The organism is Rugamonas brunnea, assembly GCF_014042345.1.
GTDB lineage: Bacteria > Pseudomonadota > Gammaproteobacteria > Burkholderiales > Burkholderiaceae_D > Rugamonas > Rugamonas brunnea.
The window spans coordinates 348,697-364,926 of record NZ_JACEZT010000001.1 but is presented as its reverse complement, the minus strand read 5'-3'; the positions used below and the strand labels follow the sequence as shown (position 1 = coordinate 364,926).

The window sequence follows — 16,230 nt, the reverse complement described above, 5'->3', positions numbered from 1 at the left end:
AAATGACCGTGGCGTCGTTGCGGCACCTCGCCGCGCCAGGGTCATGTTGAACCCGCTGCTAAAACACTTACCGTCATTTGGAGCACCACATGAACAAGCCATTCCTCATGGCCTGCGCGATCGGCTCGTCCATCGCCGGCCTGGACGCGCGCGCCGCGACCTTCAACACCGACTATTTTTCGGGCAGCTTCGATTCCACCATCAGTGTGGGCACCGGCATCCGCACCCGCGGCCCCAATCCCACGCTGGTCAGCGCGGGCAACAGCGGCGGCCCGGACGGCCAGTTGTCGCCCACCAGCGGCCTGGGTGACCAGGGCGACCTCAATTACGGCAACGGCGATGCCTTCACGCGTTACCTGAAAGGCTCGCACGAATTGCTGCTCAAGTTCCCCGAGGACGTGACGGCGATGGCCCGCGTCAGCTGGCTGCGCGACTTCGCCGCCACCAAGACCACCGGCTGGACCAGCGCCACTACGCCGCCCGGCCTGCCGGACAATCTGTCCGACGAGGCGCGCAAGGACTTGCGCTTCAAGGCCCGCCTGCTGGACCTGTGGGTCAGCAAGAAGTTCGACCTGGATGGCCACATGCTGCGCGTCCGCGCCGGTAACCAGGTGATCAGCTGGGGCGAAAGCCTGTTCATCCCGGGCGGCATCAACGTCACCAACGCGGTCGACCTGATGCGCCTGTCGCAGCCGGGCACCCAGCTGAAGGAAGCCATCCTGCCGGCCCCCATCGTCAGCGCGGCGGCCGGCCTGGGCGCCGGCTTCAACGCGGAAGCTTATGTGCAGCTGGGCTGGAACGCCAACTACATGCCGCCCACGGGCAGCTACTGGTCGACCTTCAACGGCCTGGGCGCCGGCCACGACGCCTATGGCCTGCAGGAGACCAAGGCCCGCAATGGCGGCCAGTGGGGCCTGTCGCTGCGCTACCAGCCGCCGGGCACGCAACTGAACCTGGGCGCCTACGCCATCAACTACCACGACAAGTCGCCGTCCTTCACCTTCAATAACCCGAACGGTGCCATGGGCTGGGTGTATGGCGAGGACCGCAAGCTGTATGGCGTGTCGGCCAACTTCCCGGTCGGCGACTGGGCCATCGGCGGCGAATTCTCGTACCGTCCGAAGGATGCGGTGACCATCAACGCGGCCACCACCGGCTGCGCCGCGCAGGGCGGCAACTGCTGGGTCGATACGACCCGCATGCAGGCGGCCGTCACCAGCCTGTTCAGCCTCACGCCGGACACGGCGCCCGGCCTGCTTGGCCTGCTGCATGCCGATTCGGGCACGCTGCTGGCAGAGGCGGTGGCCATCCGCTTCCCGGACCTGCAGCGCGAATACGGCGGCGCGCCCGTCTCGGCGGGCGGCTGGGGCTGGGGCCAGGAGTATTCGCCGGCCGGCACCCCGATCCCGGTCGGCACCCGTAATTCGTCGGGCATCAACTTCGACTTCAGCTGGGTGTATGACGGCACGCTGATCCCGGGCTGGCAGGTGGTGCCTGAGGTGTACTACTTCCGCGCGCTCAGCGGCCGCACGCCCAACAGCGCCGCCACGTTCATGAAGGGCGCGCAGTCGGTCAACTTCACGCTGGGCTTCATCCAGAACCCGGCCAACTGGCAGGTGGCCGTCAACTACGCGCGCTTCATGGGCGGCGATTCCGTGTTCGACCAGCCGTACCGCGACCGCAGCTTCGTGGGCCTGACCGTTTCCCGCAACTTCTGACCGGATAGCAGAGATGACACGTTCACCCGCCCGTTTATTGGCGCGCTTTGAATCGGTCTGTTTCGAGCGGCGCAACTGGCTGATGCTGGCGCTGCTCGGCCTGACCCTGGTGATGGGCTACCTGGGCTCGCAATTGCGGATGGAAGCCGGCTTCGAAAAGCAGATGCCGGCCAACCACCCGTACATCGAGACCTTCCACACTTACCGCAACGATGTGATGGGCGCCAACCGCCTCAACATCGTGGTCCGCGCGCGCAAGGGCACGATCTGGAGCGCGGCCGGCCTGAAGCGCTTGTATGAAGTCACCCAGGCCGTGACCTTCCTGCCGAATGTGGAGCGGCTCGGCGTGCAATCGCTGTGGACGCCCAACACCTTCGTCAACGAGATCACGGAGGAGGGCTTCCGCGCCGATCCGCTGATTGATGGCAGCATCAATCCGGACCGGCTGGACAGCACTACCATCGCCCGGATCGAGGCGGCGGCCGCGCAGGGCGGCTTCGTCGGCACCCTGGTGTCGCGCGGGCAGGACAGCGCCATGATCAGCGCGGAACTGCTGGAGACGGACAAGGATGGCAACAAGCTCGATTACGTGGCCTACAACGCCATCCTGGAACAACTGCGCCAGCGCTACGAGGACCAGGACTTTAGCATCGAGATCATCGGCTTCGCCAAGCAGATCGGCGAGATCGCCGATTCGGCCAAGTCGGTGATGGGCTTCTTCGCGCTGGCGCTGCTGCTCACGGCGGGCGCCGTGTACTGGTACTGCCGCTCGGTGCTGTTCACGGTGCTGCCCATTGCCTGCTCGCTCACTTCACTGGTGTGGCAGTTCGGCGCGCTGCACCTGCTGGGCTTCGGGCTTGATCCGCTGGCCGTGCTGGTGCCGTTCCTCGTGTTCGCGATCGGCGTGTCGCACGGGGTCCAGCAGATCAACTACATCGTGCGCGAAGTCTCGCTGGGCAAGAGCTGCATGGCGGCCTGCCGCGCCAGCTTCTCCGGCCTGCTGATCCCCGGCACGCTGGCGCTGGTGACGGCCTTCGTCTCGTTCGTGACGCTGTTGCTGATCCCGATTCCGATGGTGCGCGAACTGGCCATCGCCGCGTCGCTGGGCGTGGCCTTCAAGATCGTCACCAACCTGGTGATGCTGCCGGTGGCCGCCTCATACTGCCGCATCGACAAGGCCTACGCCGACGGCGCCATGGACTTGCGCGAGCAGCGCGCCGGCTGGTTGCGCGTGCTGGCCCGCATCGCGCGGCCCGGCAACGCGGCCGTCTGCCTGGCCGCCGTGGGGCTGGTCTTCGGCCTGGCCGTGTGGCAGAGCAAGGGGCGGGTGATCGGCACGCTGGAACCGGGTGCACCGGAACTGCGGCCCGACGCGCGCTTCAACCGCGACGCCGTCTCCATCGCCAGCAACTACGACACGGGGCTGGACTGGCTGACCATCATCTTCGAAGCCAGGGGCGCGCAGGGCGGCGCCGACGCAGCGCAGGGCGTGGGCTTCTGCAGCAACGCCAACATCGGCCTGTTCCAGGATCGCTTCACCTGGGCCATGCAGCCGGTGCCGGGCGTGCTGTCGATCGCCTCGTTCGCGGACCAGATCAAGCAGTACAACCGGGGCTACAACGAGGGCAATCCCAAGATGGAGGCGGTGCCGCTCGATCCGGCCAACTTCGCCGCGCTGGCCACCGAGATCGCCCGCACCCGCGGCACCATGCGCAAGGATTGCAGCATGACGGCCGTGCACCTGTACCTGACCGACCACAAGGCGGTCACCATCAACCGGGTGATCGCCGCCGTCGAGGCGTTTGCGGCCAGCCAGTCGGAGCCCGGCGTGACGATCCGCCTCGCTTCCGGCAACGCCGGCGTGCTGGCGGCCGTGAACGAATCGCTCGAACGCAGCGAGCTGCCGATGATGTTGTGGGTATATGCCGCCATCGTGCTGCTGGTGCTGGTGACCTACCGCGACTTCCGCGCCGTGCTGGCCTGCTGCCTGCCGCTGACGGTGGGCACCTTCATCGGCTACTGGTTCATGAAGGAGCTGAGCATCGGCCTGACCGTGGCCACGCTGCCGGTGATGGTGCTGGCCGTGGGCATCGGCGTGGATTACAGCTTCTACATCTACAACCGGCTGCAACTGCACCTGGCCAATGGCCAGCCCATTGTCAAGGCGCTGGAACACGCGATCCTGGAAGTGGGCACGGCCACCATCTTCACGGCCGTCACGCTGGCGGTGGGCGTGGCCACCTGGTCGTTCTCGGCGCTCAAGTTCCAGGCCGATATGGGCAAGCTGCTGGGCTTCATGTTCATGGTGAACATGGTGATGGCCATGACGGCGTTGCCGGCCCTGGCCGTGTGGCTGGAACGGCTGTTCCCGCGCAAGAAGCCGGCCCGCGTGCCGGGCCTGCTGCAGCATTGAACCGGGAGGGAAGCGATGAAACACAATCTGAAATTTGCAGCCCTGTCGCTGGCCGCCGGCGCACTGCTGGCGTGCGCGCAGCATGCCTCGGCGGCGGAAGGGGAGGGCTGGCCGGTGACGTTGCGGCCAGCCGCCAACGTGGCCCACGCTACGCAGGCCGGCATGCTGGCCACTGCCTGGGCCGGTGCGCGCATGGTCGCCGTGGGCGCGCACGGTGTGGTGCTGCTGTCGGACGACCAGGGCAAGCGCTGGCGGCAGGCCACCAGGGTGCCGCTGGACGCCACGCTGACCGGCGTCTCCTTCGCCGATGACAAGGAAGGCTGGGCGGTGGGGCAGGCCGGCGTGGTGCTGCATACCCGCGACGGCGGCGAGCAATGGGAAGTCCAGCGCAGCACGCCGGACCAGGACCGGCCGCTGTTCGCCGTGCACTTCTTCGACCGCGTCAACGGGGTGGCGGTGGGCCTGTGGTCGCTGGTGCTGACCACCAGCGACGGCGGCCAGCACTGGACGGCGCGCCAGCTGGAGGTGCCACCCGGCGCCAAGCGCGCGGACCTGAACCTGTTCGGGCTGTTCTCCGGCCCCGGCAACGCGCTGTACGCGGCGGCGGAGAAGGGCTATGTGCTGCATTCGGCCGACAAGGGCGCGAGCTGGCACTACCTGTCCACCGGCTATGCGGGCTCGTTCTGGACCGGCGTCGCCATGCCGGATGGCGCCTTGCTGGTGGGCGGCCTGCGCGGCGCGCTGTACCGCAGCGCCGACGCCGGCCAGAGCTGGACGCGCATCGACACCGGCAGCACAGCCTCGATCACAGGCCTGGCGCGCACGGGCCGCGAGCGCGGCGTGCTGGGCGTGGGCCAGGATGGCCTGCTGCTGCGCAGCGTGGACGACGGCGCCAGCTTCCAGGCCACTTACCGGCAGGACCGGTTGCCGTTGAACGCCGTGTTGTCCAACGCGGGCGCCAGGCCGCCGCTGATGTCCGCGCGCGGGCCGGTGCCGGCGCAAGGCCAATAAACCGTATCGATCACATCAAGGAATACCATGACCAAGCAGCACAAATCCGGCGGGCTCGATGAGCTTTGCCACCTGTCCGCCACCGAGGCCTTGCGGCTGTTCCGCGCCCGCGACCTGTCGCCGGTGGAATTGCTGGAAGCCTGCCAGGCGCGCGCCGACCGGCTGGAACCGCAACTGAACTGCTTCAGCGCCCAGCGCCGCGAGGCTGCGCTGACGGCCGCGCGTGAGGCCGAGCGCGTATACGGCCAGCGCAGCGCCACTCCGCGCCTGCTGGAAGGCTTGCCGACCGCGCTGAAGAACGAGCACACGCTGGTCGGCTGGACCACCACCAAGGGCTCCTGGCTGGTGGGCGATGCGCCCGACACCGTCAACGCGCCCATCACCCAGCGCCTGCTGGACGCCGGCGCCGTGATCCACGCGCAGACCAACGTTCCCGAGTTCTACATGGCCGGCTTCACCCGCTCCGCGCGCCACGGCGTGACGCGCAACCCGTGGAACCCGGCCATGACGCCGGGCGGTTCCAGCGGCGGCAGCGGGGCCGCGTTGGCGGCCGGCCTGACCACGCTGGCTTCCGGCTCCGACATCGGCGGTTCGATCCGCATCCCGGCCAGCTATTGCGGCGTGGTGGGCCTGAAGCCCAGCTATGGCCGGGTGCCGGTCACGCCGATCGCCTACGCGCTCAACACCATGAACCATATCGGCCCCATGGCCCGCACCGTGGCCGACTGCGCGCTGATGTTCAACGCCGTCAACGGCCCCCACGTGGCCGATCCGGCCGCCATCAGCCCCGCCCTGGAGCTGCCGCTGGCGTTCGAGCCGGTGCGCGGCATGCGCATCGCCTTGTCCTACGACCTGGGCTACTGCCAGGTGCATCCCGAAGTGCGCGCGGCGCTCGACGACGTGGTGGCGGTCCTGCGCGGGCAGGGCGCCGTGGTGGAGGAGGTGGCGCTGGGCTGGGGCGAATGGGTGGCCGAGGCGCTGGACCACCGGCTGGGCTTCGAGACGGGGCGCGAGTTCGCGGCCCGCATCCTGAACCAGGAAAAGGAAACCAGCGACTACATCCGTTCCTTCGCCGCCGCCGGCCTGCAGGTCACGGGCGAGCAGTACCTGGCGTCGCAGACGGCCATCGGCCGCATGTACGACACCATGGCCGGCATCATGGGCCGCTACGATGCCCTGATCTGCCCGACCATGGCCGGCACCGGCAGTTCGGCCGAGGGACAGGCCGACAGCACGGCCCTGCTGCACCAGGATGCGATGACGTATCCGTTCAACCTGCTGAGCCGCCATCCGGTGCTGAACGTGCCGTCCGGGATCGCCGGCAACGGCGTGCCGACCGGCGTGCAGATCGTCGGCCGGCCCTACGACGAGCCCACAGCCTTCCGCATCGGCGCGGCGCTGGAAGCAGCGCTGTGGCAGGGCCGCCGTCCCGCGCTGGACGGCAACCACACTTCGGGAGCGCACTGACATGAGCACAGCCAGCACGGGCGGCGCCCTGAAGCGCGCGCTCAGCTACAGCGACCTGGTGTTCTACGGGCTGGCCTACACGGCCCCGGTGGCGCCGCTGACCATGGCCGGTTTCGTGTGGACCGTCTCGGGCGGCCTGCCGGTCCTGGCCTACCTGCTGGGCGCCTTGTGCGTCTACTTCACCGCCAGCAGCTATGCCGTGATGACGTCGGCGTTCCCCAGCGCCGGTTCCGTGTACGGCTTCGCCAGCCGGACCATGGGGCCGTTCGCCGGCTTCATCTCCGGCTGGATGATCCTGCTCGACTACCTGCTGGTGCCCGCGTTCACCTATGCGTTGTGCGCGGTCGGCATCGAAACGCTGATACCGCACAGCGACCGCGCCACCCTGATCGTGCTGACGGTGGCCGTCACGTTCGCCGTCAACTGGTTCGGCATCGCCGTCACGTCGCGGGTCAGCCTGGTGTCGGTGGTGCTGCAACTGGTGGTGGTGGCCGCCGTGGTCGGCGTGTTCGGCTACGCGCTGGCCGGCGGGGCCGGCAGCGGCGCCCTGACGCTGGCGCCGCTGTACCAGCCGGGCAAATTCAACGGCGCCCACGTGCTGGCCGCCACCTCGATCTGCGTGATGGCCTACCTGGGCTTCGACGCCGTGTCCACGCTGGCCGAGGAAGTCAGGGACCACGATACGCGGGTGGTGGGGCGCGCCATCATGACCAACCTGGCCATCACCAGCTCCATCTTCGTGCTGACCACCTGGGTGCTGGGCAACCTGATGCCGGGCTTCGCCATCCACGATCCGGCCACCGTGATCTACGAGCTGCTGGAGGCCATCTCCGGCAAAGGCGCGGCCATCGCACTGGCCTGGTTCCTGACGCTGGTGGTGGGCGTACCCAACGTGCTGCCGATGCAGGCCGGCGTGGCGCGCGTGCTGTTCGCCATGGGCCGCGACCGCACCTTGCCGGGCGTGCTGGCCAAGGTCCACCGCCGCCACGGCAATCCCTACGTGGCCATGATCGTCTCGACGGCCGTGTCGCTGACCATCGCGCTGCTGATGCGCAACCGGATCGACGACCTGGCCATCTTCATTAGCGTGGGCGCGCTGTCGGGCTTCGTGTTCGTGCACCTGTCGGTGCTGATGCATTTCGGCCGCCAGCCGGGACGGCGCTGGTGGTCGCATGTGGCCGTGCCGCTGTGCGGCATCGCGGCCGTGCTGACCATCCTCAGCCACCTGAGCGCCGGCGCGCTGACCGTGGGCGGCGGCTGGCTGCTGGCCGGCCTGGCCTACCGGGCCTACCGGGTTTTTTCCACCAGGACCAGTCGCGGGTCCGGCAGTAATCGCGACGCCATCACCACCAACCCATAACAACAGAAAGAGACAACATGGCACATTCTCCCCTGAAGCGACTCCTGGCGTCCGTGATGGACGTGGCACGCCTGCGCAATGAACACGGCATGTCGACCGAGGCCGCGCGCGAACTGTACCAACAGCAGCAGCGGCAACGGCAGCAACAACGCCGCACGCTGCTCAAGATGTCGGCCGCCGGTTCGGTCGCGCTGCTGGGCGCCAGCCCGGTGATGGCGGCGGCGCGCGCGCTGCGCTTCGACAGCACCGCGCGCATTGCCATCGTCGGCGCCGGCCTGGGCGGCCTCACTTGCGCCTACCAGCTCAAGCAGGCCGGCGTGAACGCCACCGTGTACGAGGCCTCGGACCGGCTGGGGGGGCGCTGCTGGTCCAACACCACCACCTTCCCCGGCCAGGTGTCGGAGAACGGCGGGGAGCTGATCGACACCGACCACCTGGAACTGCGCGGCCTGGCCTTCGACCTGGGCCTGACGCTGGACGACCTGGCGGCCTACGATGCGGACGCCGGCGGCGAGCTGACGTTCTGGATCGACGGCGGCCGCTATACCTGGGACGAGCAGGTGGCCGACTTCTCGGCCATCAGCAACCAGATCGACGCCGACAACCGTTCCGCGCCGTGGCCGCAAACCTTCGACAATTACACCCAGCGCGGCTACGAGCTCGATCAGATGTCCGTCACGGACTACATCACCCAATACGTGCCGGGCGGCCTCGATTCGCGCCTGGGCAAGCTGCTCAAGCTGCTGATGGATGCCTCGGCCGGCATCGCCGCCACCCAGACCAGCGCGCTGGACCTGGTGGGCTTCTTCGCCAAGCATGGCTCGGACGAGCGTTTCCACATCCGTGGCGGCAACGACCAACTGGTCACGCGCATGGCGGCCACGCTGGACAGCAACCAGATCGTCAAGGGCTACGCGCTGACCCGCATCGTGCGCAACGGCGACCAGTCCTACACGCTGACCTTCAGCACCAGCCAGGGCGTGGTGCAGGTGACGGCCGACCACGTGGTGCTGGCGCTGCCGTTCTCCATCCTGCAAAGTTCGGTCGACTACAGCCAGGCCGGCTTCGACACCCGCAAGGTCACCACCATCCAGCAGTTCAAGATGGGCATGCACGCGAAATTCCAGATGCAGTTCAGCCGCCGCCTGTGGCGCGAGCAGGGCTACACGGGCCTGAGCGACGGCGACACGGGCTACCAGATCAGCTGGGAAGTGACGCGCGCGCAACCGGGAACGGAAGGCATCCTGACCAGCTTCTCGGGCGACCAGGTGGCCGTGGCGATGAACAACAAGCCGCTGAACCAGAAAGCCAGCGACCTGCTCGATGGCCTGAACCTGACCTTCCCCGGCCTCAAGCCGCTGTGGAACGGCCGCGCCATCCTCAACTACTGGCCAGGCAACCCGTGGAGCAAGGGCGCGTACACCGCGCACCCGGTGGGTAGCTACACGGCGTACTACGGCTACGCGGGCGTGCGCCAGGGGAACTGCCACTTCGCGGGCGAACATGCCTCGGTCCAGCACTCGGGCTTCCTGAACGGCGCCGTGGAGACGGGCCAGAAGTGCGCCAAGGCCATCCTGCTGGCGTTGAAGGGGGCTTGACCGATGGTGATGCAAGCATCCGGATTCACGCCGCAACGCCCGCAAGTGTACCTGCAGGGCGCCTATGCGGCGCCGCTCAGCGCGCGGCACAAGGAGTCGGTCAACCCCGCCACGCTGGCCGTGGTGGGCCATTACCCGGTGTGCGACGAGGCCGACGTGCAGCGCGCCGTGGACGCGGCCAACGCCGCCCAGCGCCAGTGGCGCGCCACGGACACCCAGTCGCGCGCGGCACTGCTGCACCGGATCGCCGACGGGCTGGAGAACTCGCCCGGCCGCAGCGAGCTGGCGCAACTGGTCTGCCGCGAGATGGGCAAGCCGTATCCGGACGCGATGGGCGAGCTGTCCATCTGCGCCTCGGTGTTCCGCTACTACGCGGAGATGGCGCGCAACGACGGCGGCAAGGTGGCCGGCACCAACCTGGCCGGCTCGTTCCAGCACATGCGCTATGAGCCGTATGGGGTGAGCGTGCATATCCTGCCGTTCAACTATCCGATCCTGCTGTTGTGCTGGACGGTGGCCGCCTCGCTGGCGGCCGGTAATGCCTGCATCGTCAAGCCGGCCGAGGCCACGTCGCTGTGCACGTTGCGCTTCATGGACTACTTCGCCGCGCTGCCGGCCGGCCTGATGGCCTGCCTGCCCGGCGACGCGGCCACCGCGCAGGCGCTGATCCAGTCGCCCGGCACCCACGCCGTGGCGTTCACGGGCAGCGTGGCGGCCGCGCAGGCCGTGGGCGCGGCCTGCGCCCAGCGCATGAAGCCTTGCGTGCTGGAGGCCGGCGGCAGCGATCCGATGATCATCTCACGCCATGCGCCGCTGGACGTGGCGGCCGCCGGCTGCGTCAATTCCGCCTTCCTGCTCAGCGGCCAGGTGTGCACCTCGTCGGAGCGCTTCTTCGTCGAGGACGCGGTGCACGACGCCTTCGTGGCCGAATTCGCGCGCCGCACGCGCCAGCTGCGCGTGGGCGACGGTATGGGCATGGCCGAAATCGGCCCGCTGGTGAGCCGCGCCGCGCGCGACAAGGTGGCGCGGCTGGTGGGCCAGGCGGTGGAGCAGGGCGCCACCATCGTCTGCGGCGGCCGCATTCCCGACAACTGCGGGCCGGGCTGGTTCTATGAGCCCACCATCCTGACGGGCGTGACGCCGGACATGGCCATCATGCGCGAGGAGTGCTTTGGCCCGGTGGCGGCGATCTGCCGCGTGCCGGACTTCGACACGGCGCTGCGGCTGGCCAACGACAGCGAATTCGGCCTGGGCGCCTCCGTCTTCACCACCAACCTGGCCGAGGCCATGGAAGCGGCCGACCGGCTCGAATCGGGCATGGTCTGGATTAACAACCCGCTCATCGACAACGACGCGCTGCCATTCAGCGGCGCCAAGATGTCGGGCCTCGGTTGTGAGCTGGGCAGCCAGGGGCTGGACGCCTTCCGCCGCACCAAGATGGTGATCCTAGACCACGCGCCGCGCATCCACGACTGGTGGCTGCCGCGCCCGGACGAGGCGTTCTATCCCGCGCAGGCCGCCACCACTATTTAACGCATTTATTACAACGGAACCACTATGCATTCCATTCCCTACACCTCCGCCACTGAACTGCTGGCACAATTCCGCGCCGGCACGCTGGACCCGGTCGCCGTGCTGGAGACCCTGATCGAAACGGCGCAGGCCCAGCAAGCCACCGTCAACAGCGCCGCCAGCCTGCAACTGGAGCAGGCACGCACCATGGCGCGCGAGTCGCGCCGGCGCTACGCCGAAGGCACGGCCCGCCCGCTGGAAGGCGTGCCCGTGATCGTCAAGGAGGAGACGGCCGTCAAGGGCTGGCCGCGTCCACTGGCCTCGCTGGTGTTCAAGGACCGCGTCGCCACCGAAAACCATCCCATCGTCGACAAGCTGCTGGAGGCGGGCGCGATTCCCTACTTCCAGGCCACCAATCCTGAGTTCTGCGTGCTGGGCCACACCTGGAGCAAGATGTACGGCGTGACCCGCAACCCGTGGGCGCTCGATTACTCGTGCGGCGGTTCCAGCGGCGGCTCGGGCGCCGCGCTGGCGGCCGGCGTGGCGCCGCTGGCCACCGGCAGCGACATGGCCGGATCGATCCGCCTGCCGTCGTCGCTGTGCGGCGTGTATGGCTACAAGCCGCCGTTCGGCCGCCTGGCCTGCGCCTCGGGCGACGAATACCTGGTGCAGGCCGTGGAAGGGCCGATGACGCGCACCTTCGACGACCTGGTGCTGATGCAGAACGTGGTGGCCGGCCCGCATCCGTCCTCGTTCACCACGCTGCCTTACACGCCGCTTCCCACCAGCTACGGTGATCTGAAGGGCATGCGCATCGCCTACTGCCCGGCGTTCGGCAACCCGACGCTGGCCGACGACATCCACCGCAACCTGCTGCGCGCGCTGGACGGCCTGCGCCGCGCGGGCGCCATCGTGGAGGAGGTGGAACTGAACTGGGATCTGGCCGAAATCAACCAGGTGCTGCTGGACGGCCTGCGCGCCGTGTTCGTCGATGAATTCATGGGCGATATCGGCGAGGATGACGCGGCCAAATTGTGCAGCTACACGGAGGTGTTGCGCGAGCAGGGCAAGAGCGACGCCGTGTCCATCATCCCGAGCGCGGTGCTGGGCCGCCAGCTGCACCGCGACATGCATGACAAGGTGTGGGGCAAGGGCTACCAGGCCTTCATCTGCGCCTCGATGCTGACCACGGCCCTGCAGGCCGACCAGGACCCGGTGGCCGAGCCCATCATCGAAGCGCACGGCCACCAGTACGACGCCTACCTGGGCTGGTGCCTGACGCCACCGTTTAACCTGCTCAACCGCTATCCGGTGCTGGCCGCGCCGACCGGCCTGTCCGACCTCGGCGTGCCGACCGGGATGCAGATCGTGGCCAATGCCTTCGACGATGAAACCGTGTTCCGGGTGGCGGCCAGCCACGCGAAGGCCGGCAGTTCGAAGCTGTTCGTCGAACAATTCCCGCCAGCGTCGCAGCCAGCGCTGGCTGCTGTGGCATAATCGATGGACACCGTCCAACATAACGTTTCTGTACCGATGCATAAAGAAACCACTCCCTTGCAGGCGCCCGGGTCCGAGCAGGCCCGGCCCGCGCGCCAGTCCGCTGGCAAGCGGCGCATTCCGCAACAGGAGCGCGGCATCAAGACGATAGAGGTGATCCTGAAGGCCGCCGGCGAGGAAATCGCGCGCGGTGGCCTGGCCAAGCTGACCACCAAGCGCATCGCCGAGGCGGCGGGCCTGTCGGTGGGCGGCTTGTACGAGTACTTCCCCAACAAGGAGTCCGTCGTGCACGCGCTGGCCAGCCAGTGGCTGGAGCGGGTCAAGGATGCGGTGGAGGCGATCCACCCGTCCAAAACCGGCTGCGTGGACCTGATCCGCTACCTGAACATGGTGTACGACGCGGTGCGCCCGCTGTACCAGCAGGTGCCCGGCGTGAGCGTGCTGATCTCGCTGCTCGCCTCCGTGCCGGCCTTGACGGCCCTGGAGGAGGAGATCGACCTGCAAGTGAACGCCCTGCTGACCGACGCCATGTCGGCGCTGCTGCCGTACGTGAGCCGTGAGCAGTGCAGTGCCACCGCGCGCACCATCACCATCCTCGACCACCACCTGCTGATCGAGTCGCTGATGCGCGGCGCCGCGCATTCCGCCTTCTTCGATACCAACCACCGGATCTGCCGCCACGCGCTGGCCAGCCACCTGATGCTGTTGAATGAACAGGCCCAGCCCGCGTCGTGGGCGAAGCCCCGTCCTGAAGCCCCGCCAGACGTCATCTAAGGGCGCTCCCGCTCCCGGTGGCCGGCCCGCGCGGCTGCGCCACCAATCCCCGTTTCATCCTGATTTTCAGTCTCGATTTTTCGTTTCGATTTTTCGTATTGATTAACCCGCGCACCGGCACGTTCGCTGGCAGCGCGATCCTGCGCGTCTGCAGGAATCAAGGAGCACACAACATGAATGCGACATTCAACAAAGACCTGCTGGCTGGCGAACCGTATGCCCGTTTCCTCGTCACCGATATCGACGGCGTGGCCCGTGGCAAGCACCTGTCGGCCGAAAAAATCGCCGGCATGCTGGACGGCGGCGGCACCATCGCCAGCGCCGTCTTTGGCTGGGATATCCAGGACCAGTTGTACCAGCACGTCAGCTTCACCGGCTTCCACACCGGCTTTCCCGACGTGGGCCTGGTGCTGGACCCGTCCACCGCGCGCCGCCTGCCGTGGGACGGCAACCGCTGGCTGATCCTGGGCGAGCACACGCGCGCCGACGGCTCGCCGCTGCCGATCTGCCCGCGCCAGCTGCTCAAGCGCGTGCTGGCCAAGGCCGATGCCATGGGCTATTCGGCCCAGGTGGGCACGGAATTCGAATGGTTCGTGCTGGACGAGACGGAAGTGTCGGTGCGCGCCAAGGGCTATCGCCAGTTGCAGACGGCGACCCATGGGCTGACCAATTATTCGCCGTTCCGCATCGATGCCCAGCATGCCTTCGTGCAAGATCTGTTCACCAACCTGAACGCCATCGACGTGCCGCTGGAAGCGCTGCACACCGAGGCCGGCCCCGGCAACTTCGAGGCCGCCATCCGCTACGGCGACGCGCTGCGCAGCGCCGACCGCGCCGTGCTGTTCAAGCAGGCCGTGCGCGAAATCGGCCGCCGCCATGGCTTGCTCAACACCTTCATGGCCAAGTATTCGACCGACTACGCCGGTTGCGGCCAGCACCTGCACCAGAGCCTGTGGCGCGATGGCCGCAACTGCTTCCACGACGCGCGCGGCGAGCACCAGATGAGCGACACCATGCGCCACTTCATCGCCGGCCAGTTGCATTGTCTGCCGCATCTGCTGCCGATGCTGGCGCCGTTCGTCAACAGCTACAAGCGGCTGGTGGACCACAACCTGGCGCCCGTCAAGCCGACATGGGCGGTGGACAACCGCAACGCGGCGCTGCGCGTGATCCCGGGTAGCCCGAACAGCATGCGGCTGGAGACCCGCACGCCCGGCGCCGATGCCAATCCCTACCTGGCGATGGCGGCCGCGCTGGCGTCCGGCCTGTATGGCATCGAGCACCGGCTGGCGCTGGAACTGCCACCGGTGGCGGGCGCCAACAGCGGCGCGGAGGCGGTCGAGCGCCTGCCGCGCACGCTGGCCGACGCCACAGTTGCCATGGAGCGCTCGCCGCTGGCGCGCGAGCTGCTGGGCGAGGAATTCGTGCAGCACTTCGTTCAGACCCGCCAGTGGGAAGTGGCGCAATTCAACCAGTGTGTGACGGACTGGGAATTGCAGCGTTACCTGGAACTGGTGTGAGGAGGGCGGCATGAGTACTGAACGTATCGCATCCTATTACAACGCCACCGCCAACAGCGCCGTGACCTATCCCCGGCTGGAAGGGGAGGTGCGGGCCGACGTGGCCGTGATCGGCGGTGGCTTCACGGGCCTGGCCAGCGCGCTGGAACTGGCCGAGCAGGGCAAGCGGGTGGTGCTGCTGGAGGCCAACCGCATCGGCTGGGGGCAGTCCGGCCGCAACGGCGGGCAGGTGACGGGTAGCCTGTCGGGCGACGCGGCCATGGAGCGCCAGCTGGTGAGGCGCATCGGCCGGCAGGCGGCCGACGATTTCATCTGGTCTCTGCGCTGGCGCGGGCAGGACATCATCCGGCGACGGGTGGAACGCTATGGCATCGCCTGCGACCTCAAGTCCGGCCATCTGCACGCGGCCTACAAGCCCAGCCACGTGCCGGCCATGCGCGCGGCCTACGACGAGTTGGTCCGGCGCGGCATGGGCGACCAGGTGCGCTGGCTGGAGCGGGACGATATCCCCGGCCTGCTCGATACGCCGCTGTACCACGGCGGCATCCACAACCGCAACAACCTGCACCTGCACCCGCTTAACCTGTGCCTGGGCGAGGCGGGCGCACTGGCCGGGCTGGGCGGGCGGATCTTTGAACAGTCGCCGGTGCTGGAGATCGTCCACGGCGCCACGCCCCGGCTGCGGCTGGAACATGGCACCGTCATCGCCGACCAGATCCTGCTGGCCGGCGACGTGAGCCACAAGCTTGAACGGCGCAAACTGAGCGGCACCATCTTCCCGGCACCGGGCGGTATCGTCACCACCGCGCCGCTGGGCGAGCTGGCGCGCCAGCTCAACCCGCACGACGTGGCCGTGTACGACAGCCGCTTCGTGCTTGACTACTACCGGATGACGGCCGATGGCCGGCTGCTGTTTGGCGGCGGCGCCAATTACTCGGGCAAGACCACGCGCGACATCGCGGCCGAGCTGCGGCCCTGCATCGAGCGCACCTTCCCGCAGTTGCGGGGCGTGGAGATCGCGTTCCAGTGGAGCTGCGACATGGGTATCGTGTTCAACCGCATACCGCAGCTGGGCAAGCTGGCGCCCAACGTCTGGTACGCGCAGGGATATTCGGGCCACGGTCTGGCCACCTCGCACATCGTGGGCGAGGTGATGGCGCAGGCGATCTGCGGCACCATGGAGCGCTTCGACCTGTTCCACGGCTTCCGCCACGTGCGCGCGCCCGTGGGCGACTGGATGGGGCGGCAGATCCTGGCGCTGGGGATGTGGTACTTCCAGGTGCTGGAACGCTGGCGTTGAAGGGGGTGATATCGCAAAATTAGATAACTGCTAGATTGCTATGCTCATTGGTTGTGGTTC

Annotated in this window: 11 protein-coding genes; all 11 read left to right on the top strand. The window is 67.9% G+C overall.

Annotated features, from left to right (window positions below; all coding sequences use genetic code 11):
* Positions 1-89 precede the first annotated feature (89 nt).
* The 11 genes from H3H37_RS01650 (at position 90) to H3H37_RS01600 (ending at position 16,170) form a co-directional block, all read left to right on the top strand.
* A complete protein-coding gene (locus H3H37_RS01650) occupies positions 90-1,718 on the top strand; it encodes a DUF1302 domain-containing protein (protein ID WP_182159430.1) in 1,629 nt (542 codons plus the stop codon).
* Between the two features lie 13 nt (positions 1,719-1,731).
* The gene (locus H3H37_RS01645; RefSeq protein WP_182159427.1) at positions 1,732-4,131 is read left to right on the top strand and encodes an efflux RND transporter permease subunit; all 2,400 of its coding nucleotides are present in this window, start codon (positions 1,732-1,734) and stop codon (positions 4,129-4,131) included.
* 15 nt (positions 4,132-4,146) lie between these two features.
* The gene (locus H3H37_RS01640) at positions 4,147-5,142 is read left to right on the top strand and encodes a WD40/YVTN/BNR-like repeat-containing protein (protein ID WP_182159425.1); all 996 of its coding nucleotides are present in this window, start codon (positions 4,147-4,149) and stop codon (positions 5,140-5,142) included.
* 27 nt (positions 5,143-5,169) lie between these two features.
* Entirely contained in the window at positions 5,170-6,609 is a 1,440-nt protein-coding gene (locus H3H37_RS01635; RefSeq protein WP_182159422.1) for an amidase, read from the top strand.
* 1 nt (position 6,610) lies between these two features.
* The gene (locus tag H3H37_RS01630; RefSeq protein WP_182159420.1) at positions 6,611-7,969 is read left to right on the top strand and encodes an APC family permease; all 1,359 of its coding nucleotides are present in this window, start codon (positions 6,611-6,613) and stop codon (positions 7,967-7,969) included.
* 17 nt (positions 7,970-7,986) lie between these two features.
* Entirely contained in the window at positions 7,987-9,567 is a 1,581-nt protein-coding gene (locus tag H3H37_RS01625; protein WP_182159417.1) for a flavin monoamine oxidase family protein, read from the top strand.
* A gap of 9 nt (positions 9,568-9,576) precedes the next feature.
* Positions 9,577-11,100, top strand: a complete 1,524-nt coding sequence (locus tag H3H37_RS01620) for an aldehyde dehydrogenase family protein (protein WP_229218598.1) — start codon at positions 9,577-9,579, stop codon at positions 11,098-11,100.
* A 24-nt stretch (positions 11,101-11,124) separates the two neighbouring features.
* Positions 11,125-12,576 carry an amidase gene (locus H3H37_RS01615; RefSeq protein WP_182159412.1) on the top strand — a complete coding sequence of 484 codons (1,452 nt, stop codon included), beginning with the start codon at positions 11,125-11,127 and terminating at the stop codon, positions 12,574-12,576.
* A 36-nt stretch (positions 12,577-12,612) separates the two neighbouring features.
* Positions 12,613-13,350 (top strand): TetR/AcrR family transcriptional regulator, encoded by a 738-nt coding sequence (locus tag H3H37_RS01610; RefSeq protein ID WP_182159409.1) that lies wholly within the window; start codon positions 12,613-12,615, stop codon positions 13,348-13,350.
* A 173-nt stretch (positions 13,351-13,523) separates the two neighbouring features.
* Entirely contained in the window at positions 13,524-14,870 is a 1,347-nt protein-coding gene (locus tag H3H37_RS01605; RefSeq protein WP_182159406.1) for a glutamine synthetase family protein, read from the top strand.
* Positions 14,871-14,880: 10 nt separating this feature from the next.
* On the top strand, positions 14,881-16,170 hold the full coding sequence (locus H3H37_RS01600; protein ID WP_182159404.1) for an NAD(P)/FAD-dependent oxidoreductase: 1,290 nt from the start codon (positions 14,881-14,883) through the stop codon (positions 16,168-16,170).
* Positions 16,171-16,230 lie beyond the last annotated feature (60 nt).

Bases quoted from the DNA above. Each gene is read 5' to 3' on its own strand.
- H3H37_RS01650 (WP_182159430.1), top strand. From the start codon at position 90: ATGAACAAGCCATTCCTCATGGCCTGCGCGATCGGCTCGTCCATCGCC.
- H3H37_RS01645 (WP_182159427.1), top strand. From the start codon at position 1,732: ATGACACGTTCACCCGCCCGTTTATTGGCGCGCTTTGAATCGGTCTGT.
- H3H37_RS01640 (WP_182159425.1), top strand. From the start codon at position 4,147: ATGAAACACAATCTGAAATTTGCAGCCCTGTCGCTGGCCGCCGGCGCA.
- H3H37_RS01635 (WP_182159422.1), top strand. From the start codon at position 5,170: ATGACCAAGCAGCACAAATCCGGCGGGCTCGATGAGCTTTGCCACCTG.
- H3H37_RS01630 (WP_182159420.1), top strand. From the start codon at position 6,611: ATGAGCACAGCCAGCACGGGCGGCGCCCTGAAGCGCGCGCTCAGCTAC.
- H3H37_RS01625 (WP_182159417.1), top strand. From the start codon at position 7,987: ATGGCACATTCTCCCCTGAAGCGACTCCTGGCGTCCGTGATGGACGTG.
- H3H37_RS01620 (WP_229218598.1), top strand. From the start codon at position 9,577: ATGCAAGCATCCGGATTCACGCCGCAACGCCCGCAAGTGTACCTGCAG.
- H3H37_RS01615 (WP_182159412.1), top strand. From the start codon at position 11,125: ATGCATTCCATTCCCTACACCTCCGCCACTGAACTGCTGGCACAATTC.
- H3H37_RS01610 (WP_182159409.1), top strand. From the start codon at position 12,613: ATGCATAAAGAAACCACTCCCTTGCAGGCGCCCGGGTCCGAGCAGGCC.
- H3H37_RS01605 (WP_182159406.1), top strand. From the start codon at position 13,524: ATGAATGCGACATTCAACAAAGACCTGCTGGCTGGCGAACCGTATGCC.
- H3H37_RS01600 (WP_182159404.1), top strand. From the start codon at position 14,881: ATGAGTACTGAACGTATCGCATCCTATTACAACGCCACCGCCAACAGC.